General features: G+C 63.5%; 18 protein-coding genes and 1 pseudogene. 7 read left to right on the forward strand and 12 right to left on the reverse strand.

Annotation, left to right across the window (positions count from 1 at the left end; translation table 11 throughout):
* Both ACUCCZ_RS05595 and ACUCCZ_RS05600 read right to left on the reverse strand, forming a co-directional pair.
* On the reverse strand, nt 1-1,182 hold the full coding sequence (locus ACUCCZ_RS05595; protein WP_435916625.1) for a class I SAM-dependent RNA methyltransferase: 1,182 nt from the start codon (nt 1,180-1,182) through the stop codon (nt 1-3).
* A 170-nt stretch (nt 1,183-1,352) separates the two neighbouring features.
* Complete coding sequence (locus ACUCCZ_RS05600) at nt 1,353-3,377, reverse strand: APC family permease (RefSeq protein ID WP_435916626.1); 2,025 nt, start codon at nt 3,375-3,377, stop codon at nt 1,353-1,355.
* A 133-nt stretch (nt 3,378-3,510) separates the two neighbouring features.
* Here ACUCCZ_RS05600 and ACUCCZ_RS05605 point away from each other — a divergent pair, with 133 nt between their 5' ends.
* Together ACUCCZ_RS05605 and ACUCCZ_RS05610 are read left to right on the forward strand one after the other, a co-directional pair.
* A complete protein-coding gene (locus ACUCCZ_RS05605) occupies nt 3,511-4,206 on the forward strand; it encodes a potassium channel family protein (protein WP_435917016.1) in 696 nt (231 codons plus the stop codon).
* 39 nt (nt 4,207-4,245) lie between these two features.
* Nucleotides 4,246-4,905 (forward strand): potassium channel family protein, encoded by a 660-nt coding sequence (locus tag ACUCCZ_RS05610; protein WP_435916627.1) that lies wholly within the window; start codon nt 4,246-4,248, stop codon nt 4,903-4,905.
* 893 nt (nt 4,906-5,798) lie between these two features.
* On the opposite strand, the gene ACUCCZ_RS05615 is transcribed toward ACUCCZ_RS05610, so the two are convergent.
* The 4 genes and pseudogenes from ACUCCZ_RS05615 to ACUCCZ_RS05630 form a co-directional block, all read right to left on the reverse strand.
* A complete protein-coding gene (locus ACUCCZ_RS05615; RefSeq protein WP_435917017.1) occupies nt 5,799-6,152 on the reverse strand; it encodes an OB-fold nucleic acid binding domain-containing protein in 354 nt (117 codons plus the stop codon).
* A 41-nt stretch (nt 6,153-6,193) separates the two neighbouring features.
* Nucleotides 6,194-6,889 carry a DUF3710 domain-containing protein gene (locus tag ACUCCZ_RS05620; protein ID WP_435916628.1) on the reverse strand — a complete coding sequence of 232 codons (696 nt, stop codon included), beginning with the start codon at nt 6,887-6,889 and terminating at the stop codon, nt 6,194-6,196.
* Between the two features lie 42 nt (nt 6,890-6,931).
* The gene (gene dut, locus ACUCCZ_RS05625) at nt 6,932-7,390 is read right to left on the reverse strand and encodes a dUTP diphosphatase (protein WP_435916629.1); all 459 of its coding nucleotides are present in this window, start codon (nt 7,388-7,390) and stop codon (nt 6,932-6,934) included.
* 38 nt (nt 7,391-7,428) lie between these two features.
* Nucleotides 7,429-7,691: pseudogene (locus tag ACUCCZ_RS05630) on the reverse strand (DUF3093 domain-containing protein); the annotation flags it as partial.
* Between the two features lie 38 nt (nt 7,692-7,729).
* On the opposite strand from ACUCCZ_RS05630, the gene ACUCCZ_RS05635 reads away from it, so the two are divergent.
* Nucleotides 7,730-8,029 carry a DUF4235 domain-containing protein gene (locus tag ACUCCZ_RS05635; protein WP_435916630.1) on the forward strand — a complete coding sequence of 100 codons (300 nt, stop codon included), beginning with the start codon at nt 7,730-7,732 and terminating at the stop codon, nt 8,027-8,029.
* Nucleotides 8,030-8,099: 70 nt separating this feature from the next.
* On the opposite strand, the gene ACUCCZ_RS05640 is transcribed toward ACUCCZ_RS05635, so the two are convergent.
* Entirely contained in the window at nt 8,100-8,396 is a 297-nt protein-coding gene (locus ACUCCZ_RS05640) for a DUF4193 domain-containing protein (protein WP_002513666.1), read from the reverse strand.
* 209 nt (nt 8,397-8,605) lie between these two features.
* Between ACUCCZ_RS05640 and sepH the strand changes: the two genes are divergently transcribed.
* The gene (gene sepH, locus ACUCCZ_RS05645; protein WP_435916631.1) at nt 8,606-9,649 is read left to right on the forward strand and encodes a septation protein SepH; all 1,044 of its coding nucleotides are present in this window, start codon (nt 8,606-8,608) and stop codon (nt 9,647-9,649) included.
* 59 nt (nt 9,650-9,708) lie between these two features.
* Here sepH and ACUCCZ_RS05650 read toward each other — a convergent pair whose 3' ends face one another.
* From ACUCCZ_RS05650 to ACUCCZ_RS05660, 3 genes are read right to left on the reverse strand one after another with little or no spacing between them, the layout of a single operon-like run.
* Nucleotides 9,709-10,356, reverse strand: a complete 648-nt coding sequence (locus ACUCCZ_RS05650) for a thymidine kinase (RefSeq protein ID WP_435917018.1) — start codon at nt 10,354-10,356, stop codon at nt 9,709-9,711.
* On the reverse strand, nt 10,353-11,480 hold the full coding sequence (locus ACUCCZ_RS05655) for an alkaline phosphatase family protein (protein ID WP_435916632.1): 1,128 nt from the start codon (nt 11,478-11,480) through the stop codon (nt 10,353-10,355). The genes ACUCCZ_RS05650 and ACUCCZ_RS05655 overlap by 4 nt, the downstream gene beginning before the upstream one ends.
* On the reverse strand, nt 11,477-12,139 hold the full coding sequence (locus tag ACUCCZ_RS05660) for a DUF5998 family protein (RefSeq protein WP_435916633.1): 663 nt from the start codon (nt 12,137-12,139) through the stop codon (nt 11,477-11,479). Before ACUCCZ_RS05660 ends, ACUCCZ_RS05655 begins: the two co-directional genes overlap by 4 nt.
* On the opposite strand from ACUCCZ_RS05660, the gene ACUCCZ_RS05665 reads away from it, so the two are divergent.
* The 3 genes from ACUCCZ_RS05665 to ACUCCZ_RS05675 all read left to right on the forward strand — a co-directional run bounded on the left by ACUCCZ_RS05665 (nt 12,120) and on the right by ACUCCZ_RS05675 (nt 16,174).
* Nucleotides 12,120-13,217 (forward strand): App1 family protein, encoded by a 1,098-nt coding sequence (locus ACUCCZ_RS05665; protein ID WP_435916634.1) that lies wholly within the window; start codon nt 12,120-12,122, stop codon nt 13,215-13,217. The two genes, ACUCCZ_RS05660 and ACUCCZ_RS05665, sit on opposite strands and share 20 nt — an antisense overlap.
* Before the next feature lie 65 nt (nt 13,218-13,282).
* Nucleotides 13,283-15,949, forward strand: coding sequence for a DNA gyrase/topoisomerase IV subunit A (locus ACUCCZ_RS05670; protein WP_435916635.1), 2,667 nt, complete (start codon nt 13,283-13,285; stop codon nt 15,947-15,949).
* Between the two features lie 75 nt (nt 15,950-16,024).
* Nucleotides 16,025-16,174, forward strand: a complete 150-nt coding sequence (locus ACUCCZ_RS05675) for a hypothetical protein (RefSeq protein ID WP_435916636.1) — start codon at nt 16,025-16,027, stop codon at nt 16,172-16,174.
* A 70-nt stretch (nt 16,175-16,244) separates the two neighbouring features.
* Here ACUCCZ_RS05675 and ACUCCZ_RS05680 read toward each other — a convergent pair whose 3' ends face one another.
* The gene (locus ACUCCZ_RS05680) at nt 16,245-17,576 is read right to left on the reverse strand and encodes an MFS transporter (RefSeq protein WP_435916637.1); all 1,332 of its coding nucleotides are present in this window, start codon (nt 17,574-17,576) and stop codon (nt 16,245-16,247) included.
* A 138-nt stretch (nt 17,577-17,714) separates the two neighbouring features.
* The gene (locus ACUCCZ_RS05685) at nt 17,715-19,874 is read right to left on the reverse strand and encodes a DNA gyrase/topoisomerase IV subunit B (RefSeq protein WP_435917019.1); all 2,160 of its coding nucleotides are present in this window, start codon (nt 19,872-19,874) and stop codon (nt 17,715-17,717) included.
* Nucleotides 19,875-19,883 lie beyond the last annotated feature (9 nt).

Consider the following 19,883-nt stretch of genomic DNA (forward strand, 5'->3'; position numbering starts at 1 on the left):
TCAGATCTTTGGCTCCAGGATCGCCACGGCCTCAACGTGATGAGTCATCGGGAAGACGTCGAGCGCACGGATCGAACGCGGCACATATCCGCCGACGTCGAACAGGTGCAGGTCACGGGCCAGCGCGGCCGGATCACATGCGACGTGTGCAATCGCCCGCGGTGACGTTCGCGTCACCGCTTGGACGACGGCCTTACCCGCCCCCTTGCGCGGGGGATCCAAAACGACGAGATTCGCCTTGGCCTTCATACGCGGCAGAACCCGTTCCACACGCCCAGCAGTGAAGCGCCCACCGGGGACATTTCGTCGTGCCAGCGCCACCGCCTGACGTGACACCTCTATGCCACGGACGCGAACCCCATGATCTGCAAGCAGGCCTGCGAAGAGTCCGACACCGCAGTACAAATCCAACGCCTCGTCGCCCTGATGGGGATCCAGTCCACCTAGCACGGCGTCGGCCAATGCCTCGGCTGCCCCGGGATGGACTTGCCAGAAGCCACCGGCGCCAACCTTCCAACGCCGCTCACCCACCTGAGTCGTCATCGTCTCGCCGCCGGCAATGAGCTGACCATCCGCGATGACGCTCACCTGCGGATCCTCGGTGAGGCGGCTGGTCACCATGACGATCGCCTGTTGGGCCGCGCGGCACGCTGACTCGGCAGCCGGACGCCCAGCAGGGTGTGCGATGGGGCAACCACCTTCAGGCACCTGCACCAGGTCGTGACTGCGATGGCGTCGCAGAGCGGGACACCCATTGAGGCTGCGATACTGCATGCGTGTCCGCCAGCCCAGGCCGTCGGAGGAACCGTCAACGGCCTCCACAGTTCCAGTCCACTTGATGCCGGCGATACGGTTGAGCTGTTCAGCAATGACCCGACGCTTGAGCTCGCGCTGGAACTCGACGTCGACATGTTGGAAGTCGCAGCCACCGCATACCCCCGCGACCGGGCACGGCGGATCGACGCGATGCGGGTCAGCCGACACAACCTTGACGGCCTGCCCGAACCAGTGCGAGACCTTCGAGGTGTCGGTCAGTCGAACTCGAACCTTCTCCCCCGGCAATGCGCTGCGGACGAAGACCACCCTGCCGTCCAGACGCGCCACGCAGTAACCACCGTGGGCAATCTTGCCCATGACAAGGTCGAATTCCTCGACCGGGGACGCATCAACAGACTCATGCACCCGCGCAAGTCTAGGACCCACAGTGGTGCCGCGTCCGCGCGACTGGGACGTTGATGGGCCTCAAACCCCGTGATTCAGGGGTGGGCCAAGCCAGGTTCGCGAGAAGCTGATGTCGAGGCACGACTGCAATGCCTCGTGGTGAACGTCATCACGAGGAAAGCACCCCGATATCAGTGGCGGGGAGTGATCGTCGCGCTGGGATCTCGCCACGACCGCGGATCGTTGCGCTTCCAGCGCCTCTCCAGAATCGCCGAGCTGCGCAACTGGTACGGCACCGACGAGATGAGCACACCCGGCATGAAGTGCAGCCGCGCTCGCACCACGAGAGCCATTTGGTTGTGCAGGAGGTGTTCCCACCAGTGACCGACGACGTACTCAGGAATGAACACCTCGACCATGTCGCGCGGATTCTCACTGCGGATACGACGGATATGGTCGATGAACGGGTTGGTGATCTCGCGATATGGAGAAGCGATGACGCTGAGGGGAATGTCGATGTCCTCTTCGTCCCAACGCTCCAGCAGGCGGTCCGTGGCGTCGGGGTCGACGTCGACGATGACGGCTTCCAAGAAGGTCGGCACGGTGGCCTTGGCAAACTGAATCGCCCTCATCGTCGGCTTGTTGAGGTCCGAGATCATGATGACCGCGTGGACCCGCGACGGCAGGGCACGGTCGGACGAGCTGTTCAGCTCCAGCTCCTGAGCCACCGAGTCGTAATGCTTCTTGATCCCCGTCATGAGGACGTAGACCACAGCCATGGCGATGAGCGCGAGGTAGGCGCCGTGGATGAACTTCGACGCCAGGATGATGATCAGAACGACACCAGTTCCCACCAGGCCGATGCCATTGATGATCCGCGAGTGCTTCCACCTGCGGCGCTCCTTGACCGAGGCCGAGGTGTCTGTGCGAAGCAGCCGCGTCCAGTGACGCATCATGCCGGTCTGGCTCACCGTGAAGGAGATGAAGACGCCGACCACGTACAGCTGGATCAACGCCGTCACCGAGGCATTGAAGACGAGTACCAGGATGATGGCGCCGGTGGCGAGCGTCAGGATGCCGTTCGAGTAAGCCAGACGATCGCCACGGGTGTGCAGCCGACGGGGCAGGAATCCGTCACGGGCGAGGATCGAGCCCAGCACCGGGAAGCCGTTGAAGGCAGTGTTGGCAGCCAGGAACAGGATGATCATCGTACAGACGATCATGATGTAGAAACCCGGCTTGAAGGAGTCGTAGAAGACGGTTCGGGCCAGCTGACCGACGACCGTCACCTGGTCCTTGACAACGTTTCCGTGGGTGTCGACGAGATGGGACTCCCCTGTTGTGTCGAACATCTTGACGCCCGTCAGATTGGCCAGGATGAGCATGCCCATGAGCATCGAGACAGCAATTCCGCCCAGCATGGCCAAGGTGGTGGCGGCATTCTTCGGCTTTGGTTCGCGGAAAGACGGCACACCGTTGGAGATGGCCTCGACACCGGTCAGAGCGGCGCAACCGGAAGAAAAGGTACGCGCCATGAGGATGACGAAGGCAATACCGACCAAGCCGGTGTACTTCGGCGCCCCGACGACCGTGCAATCAGCGGTGGGGGCACGCAGCTCGTCACCCAGGACGAGAATCCTCGTCAGACCCCAGATGACCATGCAGATCACCGAGACCATGAAGGCATAGGTTGGAATTGCGAAGAGAGTTCCCGACTCCCTGACGCCGCGAAGGTTCATGGCTGTGAGAATCGCGATGATGACGGCAGCGGCAAACCCTTCGTGACCGGCAAGATCGGGGATCATCGCCTCAGCGTTCTGGATGCCCGACGACACCGACACGGCCACGGTCAAGACGTAGTCCACGAGCAGCGCACTGGCCACGACGAGCCCGAACCGCGGACTGAGGTTGGCTGTCGCCACCTCGTAGTCACCACCGCCGGACGGATACGCATGCACCGTCTGGCGGTAGCTCATCACGACGATGAGCATGACGAGGGCAACGGCAATGCCGATCTTCCATGAGAATGCGAATCCGGCAGCACCTGCCAGCGACAGGGTGATGAGGATCTCGTCAGGGGCGTACGCCACGCTCGAGAGAGCGTCGGAGGCGAACACCGGTAGTGCGATCCGCTTCGGCAGGAGGGTCTCACCCAAAGCACTGCTCTCGAGTTTGCGCCCGATGAGCACCCTCTTGACGGCTTGGAAAACCTTCACGGCGGGTCACTCTACTTGCGTAGGACATCGTCGGCACCTTGCCGGTAGCCTCGAGACCGTCAGGCCAGCAAACGCCTCGGACAAGACAGTCAGACCGGGACGCGGCACAATGGCCCCGACAACCACGACACGGATGGGTGCCACCGCCACCCAGGAGAGGGGTCACGTGCACATCGTCATCATGGGATGTGGCCGAGTCGGATCGAGGTTGGCCATCCTGTTGGAGAAACGTGGCCACGACGTGTCGGTCATCGACATTGACGACAACGCCTTCCGTCGGCTTGGCCCCGACTTCAAGGGACAGACGGTCAAGGGTGTCGGATTCGACCGCTCGGTGCTCGAGAAGGCCAGTATCCGCGAGGCTGACGGCTTCGCTGCCGTCTCCAACGGCGACAACTCCAACGTCTTGTCAGCCCGGGTGGTCCGCGAAGAGTTCGGAATCGACAACGTCGTGGCGCGCATTTTCGACCAGGGACGAGCCGAGGTGTACGAGCGGCTCGGTATCCCGACGGTCGCGACCGTGCGCTGGACTGCCGACCAAGTGCTGCGAAGCCTCATGCCGGAGGGGTCTGAGCCTGCCTGGCGTGACCCGTCCGGTCAGGTCCGCCTCATCCGCATCAACACCCACACTGACTGGGTCGGGATGAAGATCTCCACCATCCAGGACCGCATCCACACCCCACTGCCGTTCCTGTTGCGGTTCGGTCAGGGCATGGTTCCTGACGCCGCCACGTTGCTGCAGGACGGCGACGTCGTCTATGCGGCCGTCGAGGTCGAGCGCATCACCGAAGTCGAAGGCCTGCTGGCCAAGCCACCGGTCAAGCGCTGATCGCACCCACAGCGCCACTCACCTGAGGCAAGGAGAATCGTGAGAATCGTCATCGTCGGAGCCGGTAACGTCGGCCGATCCATTGCTCGTGAGCTCACTGCTCATGGACACCAGATCCTGCTCATCGACAAGAATCCCAACGCCATGAAGCCGGACGCCGTTCCGGAAGCCGAGTGGTTGTGTGCAGACGCCTGCGAGTTGGCTACTCTCGAGGAGGCTCGCCTCGACAGCTGTGACATCGCCATTTCGGCCACCGGTGACGACAAGGTCAACTTGGTCCATTCGTTACTCGCCAAGACAGAGTTCGGCGTTCCCAGGACAGTGGCTCGCGTCAATCATCCCGGCAACGAGTGGATGTTCGACCAGGTGTGGGGAGTCGACGTTGCAGTGTCGACCCCGCGGCTCATGGCGGCACTGGTTGAGGAGGCCGTGACCGTCGGTGAGTTGGTGCGCCTGTTCACCTTCCAGAAGGGACGAGCGAATCTCGTCGAGCTCACCCTGCCGGACAATTCGCCGCGCGTGGGGGACCGCATCCGCGACATCTCGATGCCCGGAGATGCGGTGTTGGTTGCCATCATCCGCGATGGTCAAGGACGTGCCCCGGAGCGCGAAGCAGCCCTTGAGGCTGGCGACGAGTTGCTCTTCATGGTCTCGCCGAACTACGAGCCCGACCTGGTCGATCTACTGGCACCTCGCTGATCAGCGGATCCGGATTCTCACAACCCCGGGACTCGGCCCCAGGGTTTCCTGTGTCGGATCACTCTCGGCTGATAGGCCACCTAGCGTGGCCTCCCTGCTCCACTTCGTGTTCCCCCTTCCCCTTTTCCCGCCTTTCCCCTTGTCCGTCCGTGTGGTGGTAATTCCGGTCGCCTGTGGGGCTGGCACCATCTGTCGTGGCAGCGGGGCAGCTCGCATGCAGGATTGCCACGATGGTGGGGGTGGCAGTGACCGGGAAAACAGTGGGGGTGGGGCCGTGGTACCCACGGTGGTGGGGCTCCCCCCTTGGATGTTCGTGGTGATCACGGTTATGAGTGCCGGTGGTGCAAGGACTCGTAGCAGAGGTGCCCACAGTTGCGAAACGGGCCGACCGAGACCAGGGTGTTTGACCAGAACTGGACAGGTGAGAGCCCTTCAAGACTTCCTGGACCACTCCTGGGGTGGGCCGTGTCCACCGCTACAACCCGCCTGCCGGGGCCCACCGTTCCCAGTCGTGGCAAAACCGGTGACAACTTCACCAGTTACCACCCCACACGACACCAAGCCCCGCCAACACCCACATCACCACACCAACAATGACCAAGCCCACAAGGCACGGGAAGGACGACGCGGGGTAAGCAGGAGGCCGACACAGCCGTGAAGGACATTGGCAAAACGTAGGCGCAGGATCAGGTTGCGGCAGCAGTATCGGGAAAACAGGTACTAAACGGTGAGAAGAGGTACTCGCAGTAACCAGAAGCGCGAGGATGCAACAACATCAAGGAGACGACAGAACCACGCCGCGTACCCGTGTCGGCATTAGACTTCCGCCCCGGCAAGGATTCGGCAATCCTGAAATCCTCCACCGAAACCGTCCCCTAGTCGGAAGCTCGCCCTCAGTCAGGAAGAACGGTGTACCTGGGATTGTAAATCACCCGGCGACCATCGGCCTCAGTAATCATCCCCTCAACACTGATCCTTCGTCCGGCACGCAAACCGGGAATGCGACGTCGGCCCATCCAGATAAGCGTGACCGCACCAGTGCCATCGCGCAGCTCTGCTTCGAGCCAACGATTCGTCCCACGCGGGTTGAGGGTCAGCACCTCGATCCGCCCCTGGAGGGCCGCACGGGAACGCATCTTGGCCTCGGCAATGGTCGAGACCCCGGCGTCAATGCTGGAACGCTGCAGGTCGTCATCGGCAAGGTCCTCATTGGACGCCGTGAACCGGTGCAGGGCTCGCAGAAGCATCGACTCGCGGGGAGCGCGAGGACCGGTGCTTTCGGTCATGATCAGGACTCCTCCGGGCGTAGCCCCTCAGGAACCTTCAGCGGGATGACGTCACCGGGAACACGCGGGCTGTCGTCACGACGCACCACAAGATTGCAGAAGAACTCCAGCAGCAACTGGCCTGTAGCGTCGAGCTTCTCCCCGAGAGCCGACTCGCCCATGAGCACACCGCGCAGCAACCAGCGCGGTCCCTGAGCCAGCCACGTGCGCGAGACGTGGTAGCCGTCCTCGCCGTCGGGGCCTTTCATCGGGACGATGCGACGCAACTCGGCACCCATCGGACCCGAATCGACATTGGCCTCGCCACCCTGAGCAGCGGTACCCCGAATCATCTCCTCGTGGACCTCGTCAATCATGAGTGTGGAGGCAGGGGCTGCGAAGAGGGCCACCTCAATGGCGGAATTTCCCTGAACGACGAGCAGGCTCTGCACAGCACCAGAGGTCTGATCCAGCTGGATTTGCATCTGCATGTTCTCGAAGGGAGTGACGATGAGGGACCCGAAATCGATGCGCTCGAAATCGTCAGCATCGAGGTCGACCTCATCTATGTCGAAGGGGCCGTCCTCGCGGTCGAGGTTGATCCGGTAGGAGGAAGTGTCCTTCTCCTCGTCGGACTCGTCCTCCCCGGTGGCCTCGAGCTCCCCGTCGATGACCTCATCCGTCTCGACGTCGTCGTTGCGCTTCTTGCGACCGAACATTGTGTCCTTCCTCGACCGACACCGTGTGCCAACAAAAGCAGTCTAACCGTCAGCGGGACGCACACCAGAAACGCCGGTGGACCCATACCCACCCTGGCCACGTTCGGTCTCGTCCAAGTCATCAACCGGTTGAAACACTGCCTGCACCACCGGCACCACGACGAGCTGAGCTATCCGAGACCCGGCGTCAAGGTGCAAGGACTGCTGGGGATCGGTATTGATGAGCAATACCTTGAGCTGACCCCGATACCCCGGGTCGATGGTCCCGGGCGCGTTGACGATCGACAACCCGTGCCGAGCTGCCAGACCCGATCGCGGATTGACCAGCCCGACACAACCCTCTGGCAAGGCAATACGCACACCAGTCTCGACCATGGCCCTCTCCCCCGGGCCCAGGTCGACGTCGTGACGGCAAGTGAGATCAGCCCCCGCGTCGCCAGGCATGGCATAGCGGGGCATGGCTTCAGGATCTGCCACGGTCGGAACAGTGACGTCAGCCACGGCTACCCTCCTCATCACGAGTGTCGTTGGAAGCGTCCTTCGATCCAGGCACGAAGGACGCGGCGGCCGAATCCGAAGCCGTCACGTCCCCAGTCACGCCGCTGCGAACCCGCCCAGCCTCAACGACGGCGGCAACGACGATGACGGTGACCATCATGCCGATGGACGAACTCGTCCATGCACCGGTCACCGCGATGAGCGAGAGCGCTGCGACAGCACCGATGAGCCACCACGAGAACGGCGCCCAGGGTCTCTCGAGATGGATCACGGATCCAGACGGATGGTGGGAATTCACCGTCACAGCCTAGTCGACGGGCCAGGACGCAATATGATGACGCCATGATCCCAGAAAAGATCCTGTGGAAGGTTTACGCCGGTGCTCTCGGCGCCGTCACCACCATCGTCAGTCAGAAGGTCGTCCAGGGCGTGTGGAAGTACGTCACGGGTGATGAGGAGACTCCCCAGCCTGATGACCCCGAGGTCTCGACCACGAAGGCGCTCTCGTGGGCGCTGGCCAGCGGCATCGGGATCGCTGGATCCCAGCTGCTCATGAACCGCTTCGTCAACAAGCGTTGGATGAAGTTCAGCTCGGTCAACCCCACCACCGGCAAGAGCCTCAAGGACGAGAACGACGACTGAACCTCATCCCACCGACGACAGCTGACCCCCGTCTCATGGAGATGAGGGTCAGCTCACGTCATGGGGAGGATCAGACGCAATCGACGCAGTAGAACTGGCCGTCACGCTCCTCAGCGAGCTGGGAACGTCCCTTCACGAGGAAGCAGGACGCGCACGTGAACTCGCCGGACTGGCGAGGCAGCACGCGAACGGTCAGTTCTTCATGGGACAGATCAGCGCCGGGAAGCTCAAAAGCCTCAGCAGCCTCGACCTCGTCTTCGTCGACCTTTCCGGAGTTCTTGTCGTTGCGCTGGTTCTTGAGCTCCTCGATGGAGTCCTCACTGACCTCCTCATCAGTCTTGCGCGGAGCGTCGTAATCGGTAGCCATGGTCACCTTCCAGTAAGGACTCGAGACGTCGCCAACTCGCCGACTGCGAGCTGCGACCGCACAATATTCGCACCCTTGTGTATCACACCTGTCAAGCCGGCGGACAGCGCGCCGGGGCATCCGGGCGGTACCATCACGCCCGAAGGAAGTAAGTTGGTGACTCACACAGCCAAACCCCGACCACAAGGAGTCGGGAGGGAAGGTGGACGATGGACAGCGCTCTGAGCCCCCGCGAGATTCAGTCGCGGATCCGTTCCGGGGCCACTGTCGAGGAGGTGGCCGCTGAGGCGGGCGTCGGCGTCGATCAGGTGGAGCCCTTCGCCATACCGGTCCTCGCCGAACTGGATCACATCATCGAGGTTGCCATGACGTGCCCGGTTCGCCGTGCCGGCGCGCCTGGGTCCCACCGCGCCCTGGGGACCGTCATTTCCCGTGTTGCCAAGACCAATTCGATCCCCGATGAGAAGATTTCCTGGCGGTCGTGGCGCCACGAGGATCACACCTGGGCCCTCGAAGCCACCTGGCCCGCGACCGAGGAGGGGGCTCCGAGCGCAGCGATGTTCCGCTTCGACCTCAAGGGACGCCACACCTCCCCTGAGGACGCCGGTGCACGTTGGCTCGTCAACGACCGCTCCCCTGCTCCCGCCGAGCCGTTGGCGAACGGTACTCCCGATCCCGATCAGGAACCGACGCTGGATCTCAACGACGAGTTGGCCATTGTTCGCGCAGTGAGCAATCGTCCACAGTCACCGGCCGACCCCGACGCGGTCGCAGGGATGACCAAGCACGACGGGGTCTACGACTTCGTCCCCTCGTCCCCAGCCGACATGGACATGCTCTACGAGATGCTGGCGGGCTTCCAGGAGGACTCGGTCAACATCTACGAAGGCCTGAAGACACCGGTGGTCGACGTCGATTCCACCCCCGGAATCCAGACGTCGGAGGCATCGCAAGACGCGACACACGAGTCCCAGACCGATGACCCGCCGGACGAGAATGCTCCCGCTCCTGAGAAGGAAAGGCCGGAGACGAAGGAGGACGCCGCTGCCAAGAAGCCGACAACAAGGACGACGCCTCGCACGTCGAGGTCCACCACGGACAGCCGGCCTGCCGACAAGGACGAGCCCCAGCAGGATGCCCTCGTCGAGAGTGGCGAGCAGCCGCGCAAGAAGCGCAAGCCTCGCAAGTCCAAGAGGGCGTCTATCCCGTCGTGGGACGAGATCATGTTCGGAGGCCCCACCCCGCACGCGTGACAGGCCCTGAGCTCTGAAACGTTCACACACGATCCCCGGCTGGACAGCAGGGATCGTTGTCAGTCGTCGAAGGGCAGGGTTTGCTCGGAAAGAGTTGCCCTGGACATTTCTGCGGCAATCCCCTGACGGTGGTGACGACGGCACAGCACCTCGTAGTGGATCTCCGATCCGCCGCCGATGTCGCCGACGCCCACCTGGTCCCCCTCACGCATCATGACGCCGCCGACGACACGGGCATTGTGGGTCGCAGGACGTCCGCACCAGCACAGCGGCGAGACGGGCGGATGGACGACGCGGTCGGCGAGTTCGACGAGCCGTTTGGATCCGGGGAAGAGCTCGGTCCGGAAATCGGCCAGGATGCCGAAACAGTAGACGTCGATCCCGAGGTCGTCGACGACCCGGGCGAGCTGGTCGATCTGTTCGGGACGGTAGAACTGGGCTTCGTCGCAGATGAGGTAGTCGATGCGTCCACCACGACTCAGCCGTGCCACGACGTCGTGGTGGAGGTCCAGGGAGTCCGTCACCTCGACGGCCTCGACGCTCAGGCCGATCCGGGAGGTGATGCGGGCGCCGCCGGAGCGATCGTGCATGGCATACCGAACCCCCTGACGGTCATGGGCCGACTGAGCGTGGTCCATCTGCAACGCGAGTGTGGACTTTCCGGAGTCCATCGGTCCAGTGTGAAAGACGAGCTCGGCCATTCTCAGCCCTCGCAGACCTGCGCCAGCAACGGAATTCTCATCTCCGGCGGGGTCAAGGAGCCATGCATGCCGACCAGGGAGAGCTCCTTGGGAGTAGCACGACTCATGATCGCCCAGTCATCACGGGTGATCGCCAGCACGTCACCGAAACGGGAGCGGGTGGAGTGATCCACGACGCCGAAGAGCCCCGCGTCGACGGCGTCGTCACCGAACACGACCTGGGCACGGTCTCCGAGCACCCGTCGCCACCGCCGGGCGACCTCGACGGGGCATTGGGTGTACACGTGGCGGAATCGGGGTTCCCCCGCCAGCAGATCGACGTCTGCGAGCAGTCCCCCCTCGTCCTCCATCATGACGCGGTGGCCCTGCGGCACATCGATCATGCCGTGATCTGCCGTGACGACCAGGGCGGTACCGGGATCCAGCTGGTCAAGAAGGGCTCCGACGAGATCGTCAACCCACATCAGACGTGATCTCCACGCCGCGGACTGCCATCCCTCGCCGTGGCCGACGTGGTCGAGGGACCGCTCGTAGACATAGGTCAGGGAAACGTTCCCGGCCTGAGACGCAGCGAGGGTCTTGTGAACACGCTCGTCGACGTCATCCTCGTCACATATGGCCACGAAGCGCGGACCGCGCAAGCTCGCCCGCGTCAGCCCGGACCTCTCGAACCGAGCCGGTCCCACGCTGCTGACCGCCACCCCCGCTGCCCCCAGGTCCTCAAAGGCCGTCGGGTGGGGCTGAATGACCTCCGGGTCGTCGCCGTTAGCCCAGCTCAAGGCGTTCATGGCCCGTCCGGAGGGAGCGCGGAAGGTGTACCCGGCGACACCGTGGTGTCCTGGAGCGGCACCGGTACCGATACAGCTCAACGAGGTGGCTGTCGTCGAGGGGACCTGGCAGGTCAGATCGTGGCACATGTGCATGTCCGACAGTGTGGGCGCCAGGTGCCGCGACTGCTCAAGGTTCTCCCGTCCCATCCCGTCAACGAGTAAGAAGACGTAACGCTTCGCGTCGGGCAGACCGAGCCCAGCTGGCCCTTGGCCCGTCAACGCTCTCCCCATGGCGGGGACCAGGTCGGAAAGGGTCTGCGGACCCGGCGCCACGAGGTCAGGGGCAAGCAATGGCGTCATCGTGCTGCTCCAGTGGCTACCTGCATTCGAGTGGCAAATCCCATCATCCGCTCGACCTGATCGGCGCCATCAGCGGCAGGGCTCATCCGGATGACGATGTCGTCACCGCTGAAGGTGCCGGTGTAGCCGTGGTCTGCGGTACACATCGGGTCACCGCAGGTGGCGGGCTCGAGCTCGATGTGCGACACCGCGCCCCAGGTCATCTGCAGCCAGGTCTCCACGGTCGTCGCCGAGGGGTCCTTGCCGAACTTGTCGGGGTCCACGACGACGCGCGTCAGCACCACCGAGCGCACTTGCGACAACGGGATCGACTCGCTTGAGGTCACGGCCTGCAGCCGTCCTCCTTCGGTCCGCTCGTCGGTGTGACCGATGAGCATTCGCGTCGCCGTACGCAAGATGACGGTGAGATGCCGGTGGACCTCGTCATTGTCGAAGGCTGCCTCGAGATGAAGCAGATGGTCGAGGACCTCTTCTCCGGCCAAAGAGTTTTCGGCGACGTCAATGACCAGCTCGGGGAAGAATCCACAGGACTGGATCTCGACGGCCAGGGCAGCCGGAAGGGGAGTTCGGGCTTGATCGACAGACTGGCTCACCGGCCCATCGTCCCACGATGGAGCCCGATCCAGTAATCTCCAGGACATGTCGAACCGGCCGTTCATCGGAGCTCGAGTCGAGGATGCCCTTCACAGGCGTCTCAACGCCACGCTGCGCCGACGCGGTTGGATGCCGCGTGTGATCGGATATCGCAGTTACGGATCGGCCACCCATGTGCGCGTTCTGGGCCGAGTCGTCCTCACCAGTCCTCCTGGTGCCAATCCGGAACAGGAGCGTCATCCCGGCCGTTCTCCGCTCACCCGGCGCAACATGTTGTCCATCGACCTGCTGTCCCAGCGGGGGTGGCGCAACTTCCTCGGTCTTCCAGCACCGGGTACCGAGGTCGTGGTCGACGTCAATGGGGAGAAGATCACCGTACGTGCCGACCGTGCCGGATACGTCGACGTGCGCATGAAGAATCCTGGGTTGCAACCGGGATGGCACGAGGTCACCCTCTCCACCAGCGGGGACACCACGAAGGCGAAGGTCCTCGTCGTCTCGCGCAACACCCGTTTCGGCATCGTGTCCGACATTGACGACACCGTCATCGCAACGTCTCTGCCGCGCTCCCTCATCGCCGCCTGGAACTCCTTCGTCCTCACTGAGCAGGCCCGCAAGTCCATTCCCGGCATGGCCCGCATGTATCAGAAACTGCTGGGGCGCCATCCCGACGCACCCGTGGTCTACGTGTCCACCGGCGCCTGGAACACCTACCCCTTCCTGGTGAGGTTCCTGGCCCGCCATGGCTACCCGCAAGGACCACTGCTGCTGACCGACTGGGGACCGACGAACATCGGGTGGTTTCGCTCCGGTGTGGACCACAAGCGGACGGCCCTGCGCGAACTGGCCCGCGATTTCCCCGACATCGAATGGGTGCTGGTCGGCGACGACGGGCAGCACGATATCCGGATATACTCCGAGTTCGACGAGCTGCAACCCGGCCACACCCGCGCCATTGCCATCCGTGAGCTCTCGACGACCCAGCAGGTGCTGGCCCACGGGACGACGACGGTTCTCGAAGACCGTCACCGGGTGCAGTGGGCCCCCGAATCAGCCCCCTTGGTACACGCACCCGACGGTGACACATTGGCCCCGCTCCTGGACAAGGTGCTCAACCATGAGGACTCCCCAGGCCGATCCTGACATGCGGATTTTGCGCCAATCGACCAAAATAGGTCGTTAGCGTGCGCTGCTAGGGAGGTATCACGATGGTCAAGAAGACGGTGGTCGACGACTTCACTGAGAACATCATCGACGTCGACGTCTCCCGCGAGATGGAGAACAGCTTTCTGGAGTACGCCTACTCCGTCATCTACTCTCGTGCCCTGCCGGATGCCCGTGACGGCCTCAAACCCGTTCAGCGTCGCATCCTCTACACCATGGGTGACATGGGGGTTCGCCCCGATCGCGCCCATGTGAAATCGGCCCGTGTCGTCGGTCAGGTGATGGGCCAGCTCCACCCCCACGGCGACGCCGCCATCTACGATGCCCTCGTGCGCACCGCCCAGCCTTGGGCCATGCGACTCCCCCTCGTCGACGGGCACGGTAACTTCGGATCCCTGGACGCCGGACCGGCCGCCATGCGTTACACCGAGTGTCGGATGGCTCCCCCCGCCCTCACCATGATTGACGGGCTCGACGAGGACACCGTCGACTTCGAACCCAACTATGACGGCAAGGAGACCGAACCGTCGGTTCTGCCGGCCGCCTTCCCCAATCTGCTCGTCAACGGGGCGTCGGGCATCGCGGTGGGAATGGCCACCAACATCCCGCCCCACAACCTCGTCGAGGTCGTCGCGGCCCTGCGTCACATGCTCGACCACCCGGACGCCGATCTCGAGGAGATCATGCGCTTTGTGCCGGGGCCCGACCTGCCCACCGGAGGGCGGATCATCGGCCTCGACGGCATCGCTGATGCCTACCGCACCGGCAGGGGCTCCTTCAAGATCCGCGCCACGGCACGCATCGAGAAGATCTCCCCACGACGCCGCGGCATCGTCGTCACCGAGCTGCCGTACATGGTCGGCCCGGAACGCATCATCGACCAGATCAAGACCTTGGTGCAGTCCAAGAAGATCACCGGCATCTCCGACGTCAAGGACCTCACCGACCTGACCAACGGCACCCGTCTGGTGATCGAGGTCAAGAACGGTATCAATCCCGAAGCCCTGCTGGAGCGACTGTACAAGCTCACCAAACTCGAGGACTCCTTCGCCATCAACGCCGTCAGCCTGGTCGAGGGACAACCGCGAACCCTCGGCCTGCACGAGATGCTGCAGGTCTACCTCGACCATCGCCTCGAGGTCACGCTGCGACGTACCACCTTCCAGCTCAACAAGGCCAAGGACCGGCTGCACCTGGTCGAGGGGCTGCTGCTGGCCATTGTCGACATCGATGACGTCATCGCCATCATCCGATCCTCCGACGACGCGGGGACGGCCCGCATCCGGCTCATGGAGACGTTCAACCTCGACGAGGTACAGGCCAATTACATCCTCGACATGCAGCTTCGTCGACTCACCAAGTTCTCGACGATCGAGTTGGAGTCCGAGCGTGACGAGCTGCGCGAGCGCATCGAGGGACTGACCCTCATCGTCAATGACGCGTCCGAACTACGCCGAGTCGTCTCGGAGGACCTGGCCGAGGTGTCCGCCAAGTACGGCACCCCTCGTCGCACCGTGCTGCTGGGGGCGGCCCCTGCAGTCGCTGCAGCCTCCGCCCCGTTGGAGGTCCCCGACAGCCCCTGCTGGGTGCTGCTGTCGGCCACCGGTCTGCTGGCCCGCATTGACACCGACGACGACCTTCCCGGTGTCGGCGACAGAGCGAGCCACGACGTCATCATCTCCCGTGCACGCACCACGGCTCGTGGTGATTTCGGCATCATCACCAGCGCGGGTCGACTCATCAGGACACACGCCATCGAGCTGGCCAGTCTGCCCATGACCGCCACCGCCCCGTCGGTGGCCGGCGGCACCCCGTTGGCAGACCTCGTCGGGTTGGAGACGGGGGAAAAGGCCCTGGCGGTGACGAGCCTTTCCGGTGACGGCCCATCCCTGGCCCTGGGAACCCGCAACGGCATCGTCAAGCGGGTCAATCCTGAGCTGCTCGGCAAGGACTTCTGGGAGGTCATCGGACTCAAGGACGGCGACGAGGTCGTCGGAGCCGTTGAGCTGGACGACGAACACCTTGAGCTGTGCTTCGTCACCGAGGGCGCCTCCCTGCTCCACTTCCCCGCCTCGACAGTGCGCCCCCAGGGGCGTTCCGGTGGCGGCGTGGCCGGTATCAGGGCCAAGGACCCGGTCATCTTCTTCGGAGCGGCCCCCAGCCATGGTTCCTCGGTCGTGACGGTTGCGGCCTCCTCCCCCGCTGCCGCCGGTACGGAACCCGGTTCGGTCAAAGTGACCCCCCTTGACCAGTACCCGCCCAAGGGCCGCGCGACCGGCGGCATGAGGTGTCAGCGCTTCCTCAAGGGTGAAAGGGCCCTGGTGCTGGCCTGGATTGGTCCTGGCCCTGCCGTGGCATGTGCGGCATCCGGCGTTCCTGTCACACTACCGGGGCCGACCATGCGTCGCGACGCTTCCGGGGATCAAGGGCTCCAGCCCATTCTGGCCGTCGGCACCCGCAACCATGATGGGGACGACGTGGCCCAACCCGCGGAACCACTCGACCCCGAACCGCTTGTCGCGGACACGGTCGACGAGGATCTCGGATCCACCGACGTCGAGGATGAGGGGACCCCACATACGGACGGAGCTCTCATCCCTGCCCCGGAGTCGACGCTCGGGGAGGGCTCGGAGGAGTCCAGGCCGCACCGACGTCATCGCCGTGCCAGAACTGACCACGATGACGAATCAGGACCGGATCTGTTCAGCTGATCGGGACGCAATGACCTGGTCGACACCCTGAGTGATGACAATGCTCGCTGTGCCGGATCCTTCGACCTGGCAGACATGCCGGGGACGGGCAACTCTAAGGGGCGAGATCGTCAGATGGCCGGCCTGCGTCACGGCGTCGAGACTCTGCATTGGGGCTCGCTGGTAGCCGCTGAGGTGCGCATGGTCCATGACGTCATGACCGGGCGACTCGAGCGGGTCTGTTGATCCCAGTCGGTCCCAGGATGGTGCTCCATCCAGATGTTCCGGTTCACCTGAACCGCAATACCTGGGCCACTCACGTGTCCTCGGGTTCGGCGGTGCTGACCGGGATCATCGCTACCAGACCGACGACGAGTACCAGGACGATGCCGATGATTCCCCAGTACTGGTTATTGTCGCCTCCCGTGATGGCGTGTCCCATCGTGACGAAGAGACCGAACAGGGCTGGTGCCAGGAAGGACACCGCTTTGCCCGTGGTGGCGTAGAGGCCGAAGACCTCTCCTTGGCATCCCGGTGGGCAAATCCGGGCGAGGAGGCTTCGCGAGGCCGACTGGGCAGGGCCGACGAAGCCACACATCATGAGCCCAAGCACCCAGAAGACCATGGCCGAACCGTTGTGGCCGATGAATATGCCAACGCCGCAGGCAGACAACACGACCAGAGAGAAGACGATGAGATATTTGGGTCCAATTCGGTCGTCCAGACGTCCCATCAGAATGGTCGAGACACCGGCAACCAGGTTGGCCACGATGCCGAAGATGAGGACGTCGGCAGCACTGAATCCGAAGGTCTGCCGGGCCAGCGGGCCACCGAACTGGAAGACGCCGTTGAGGCCGTCGCGGAACAGTGCCGAGGCGATGAGGAAGATGATGGTGTTGCGGCTGATGTGCCAGATTCTCACCACACTGCGCCACAATTCGGCGTAGGCATGGCCCAGCGCACGGAATCCTCGTAGTCTGGGCTCGGATCGGTCCACCGGACGTGGGTTGTCACGCAGGATGAGGAAGGTGGGTAGGGTCAGCACCAGGATCCAGATGGCGCAGAACAACATCGCCACACGGATGTTCATGCCTTCGTGGCTCGTGACCCCGAACCAGCCGACCCCCGGCTTGATCCAGGCGATGTAAATGATGAGCAGGGCAATGATGCCGCCCAGGTATCCCATGCCCCATCCCAGACCGGAGATGCGACCGACCTTGCTGGGCTCCGCGACGTCGTCAAGCATGCCGTTGTACAGCGAGCTGCCGACATCCGAGATGACCGTGCCGACTCCCAACAACACCAGTCCCAGGACGAGGTAGGACGGATGGGGCTTGACGAGGAACAACAGTCCGGACATCACGGCCAGGGTCCAGGTGAGCCATTTCAGGACTGTCACCTGGCGTCCTCGTCTGTCTGCCCATTGACCGACGATCGGCGCCAGCAAGGCGATCGCCAGGCCGGCAAGGCTCATCGTCCACGACAGGGCCGTCACAGTGGTGTCCTTCGACCCGAAGGCGTCGCCCACGAGGTAGACGGCAAAGACGAAGGTGGTGATGACCGATGCGAAAGGCTGAGTGCCCGGATCCCACATGGCCCAGGCGAAGACGCGTTTGCGTTGATCAGCCGGCACGTCGGTGTGACTCATGGTTGTGGAGTTTATCGACGTCGAGCGAACAGTACGTAAACGAACGGATTCGCCCAGCGCCTTGAGACTTCAACCAAGTCCGACCGGAACCGGGTATGACGGAGGGGCCGGCCCCTTTCCAAGAAGGTTCAGGGACACTCAGGCGTCAATCTGTTCGGCGTCGAGACGGTAGGCCCCCTCGACGATGAACTGCTTTCGCGGGGCCACGTCGTTGCCCATGAGGACATCGAACGTGCCCTCGGCCTCAGCGGCATCGTCAACGGTGATGCGACGCAAGGTGCGATGACGCGGGTCCATGGTCGTCTCCTTGAGCTGGGACGCATCCATCTCACCAAGGCCCTTGTACCGCTGCGGTTCCTTGAATCGCACTCCCTTCTTGGCGAGCTGAGCGGCAGTGCGCTGGTACTCGGCGTCGGTGTACGTATACAGGTACTTGTCCATCCCCCGTTTGGGGTTGATGAGCTCGAACCGGTGCAATGGCGGCACGGCTGAGAAAACCCGTCCAGCCTCCACCATCGGGCGCATGTACCGGAAGAAAAGGGTGGCCAACAAACATCGAATATGGGCACCATCGGAGTCGGCGTCCGCCATGAAGATGACCTTGCCGTAGCGGGCCTGGTCGAGGTCGAAGGTCTTGCCCGATCCGGCCCCGACCACCTGGATGATCGACGCACACTCCAGATTCTTGAGCATGGCGCCCAGGTCAGCCTTCTGGACATTGAGGATCTTGCCTCGGATCGGCAGCAGGGCCTGGTGCTCGGAGTTGCGGGCCACATTGGCAGTACCCAGGGCCGAATCACCCTCGACGATGAACAGCTCGGTGATGTCGGGATCTGAGGAGCGGCAGTCCTTGAGCTTGGGTGGCAGGTGGGAGGACTCCAAAGCGTTTTTGCGACGCTGGTTCTCCTTGTGGGCGCGGGCCGCGACGCGAGTCCGGGAGGCATTGACGACCTTCTCCATGAGGGTGCGTGCCACCGGTTTGTCAGCAGCCTTGGACGAGGTCAGGAAGGCCGTCATCCTCTGCTCGACGATGCGAGCCACCAGACGACGCACTGGCGGAGTGCCCAGTACCTCCTTGGTCTGGCCCTCGAACTGAGGCTCGGCCAGGTTCACCGTCACCACAGCGGTCAGACCCTCCAGGACGTCGTCCTTGACGATCTCCTCGGAGGACTTGAGGATGCGGGTACCCTCCAAACCAGCGTTGAAGGCCCGCAGCAGACCCTGCTCAAATCCCTGAACATGGGTGCCGCCCTTGGGAGTGGCGATGATGTTGACGAAGGAGCGCACCGTGGTGTCGTACCCAGTCCCCCATCGCACGGCGATGTCCACCTCGAGGTCACGGTCGACGTCGGTCGGCGTCATGCCGCCATTCTGGTCTAGCATCGGGACGGTCTCGGTGAAGGAGGCCTCCCCCTGCAATCTCGTGACGTCATTGATCGGCTGGTCATTGGCAAGGTACTCGGCAAACTCTGAGATGCCGCCGTCGAAGCGCATCGTCTCGGAGACGGTCTCGAGAACATCGCCGGTCTGCGGATCAGCCTGGATGCCGCGCTCGTCGGTGATGACGATCTCCAGCCCAGGAACGAGGAAAGCGGTCTGACGAGCGCGATCGGCAAGCTTGGACCACGACAACTTGGCATCGGGCAGAAAGATCTGAGGATCCGGCCAGTAACGCACCCGGGTACCGGTGGCTCCCCGCTTGGCCTTGCCAATCTTGCGCACCCCGGACTCGGGGGTGAAGGGGGCATCGGGGTCGTCCCCGTCAAAGACGCCGGGGACACCGCGTCGGAAACTCATTCCCCACACGGTGGACTTACGGTCCACCTCCACGTCCAGGCGGGAGGAGACGGCGTTGACCACCGATGCGCCCACGCCGTGAAGGCCACCTGAGACGTCGTAGGCGCCGCCACCGAACTTTCCGCCGGCATGGAGCTTGGTGTAGACGACCTCGACACCACTCAGCCCAGTCCTCGGCTCGACGTCGACCGGAATACCGCGTCCCTCGTCGGTGACGAGGATCGACCCGCCCTTCTCCAAGGTGACGGTGATACGGCGCCCGAATCCGGCCAGGGCCTCGTCCACACCGTTGTCGAAGATCTCCCACAGACAGTGCATGAGGCCGCGGGTGTCCGTCGACCCGATGTACATGGCGGGACGTTTTCGGACAGCCTCAAGACCTTCGAGCACCAAGAGGTTCTTCGCGCCGTACTCGCGGCTCGTCGACGCCGTGCGCACGGTGTTTCCGATACTGACTGAGGCGTCAGCAGCACCGGATGATGAGGTCGAGGTCTTGTCCATCGTCACGCA

The sequence above is a fragment of the Cutibacterium nasicola genome, from assembly GCF_052654715.2.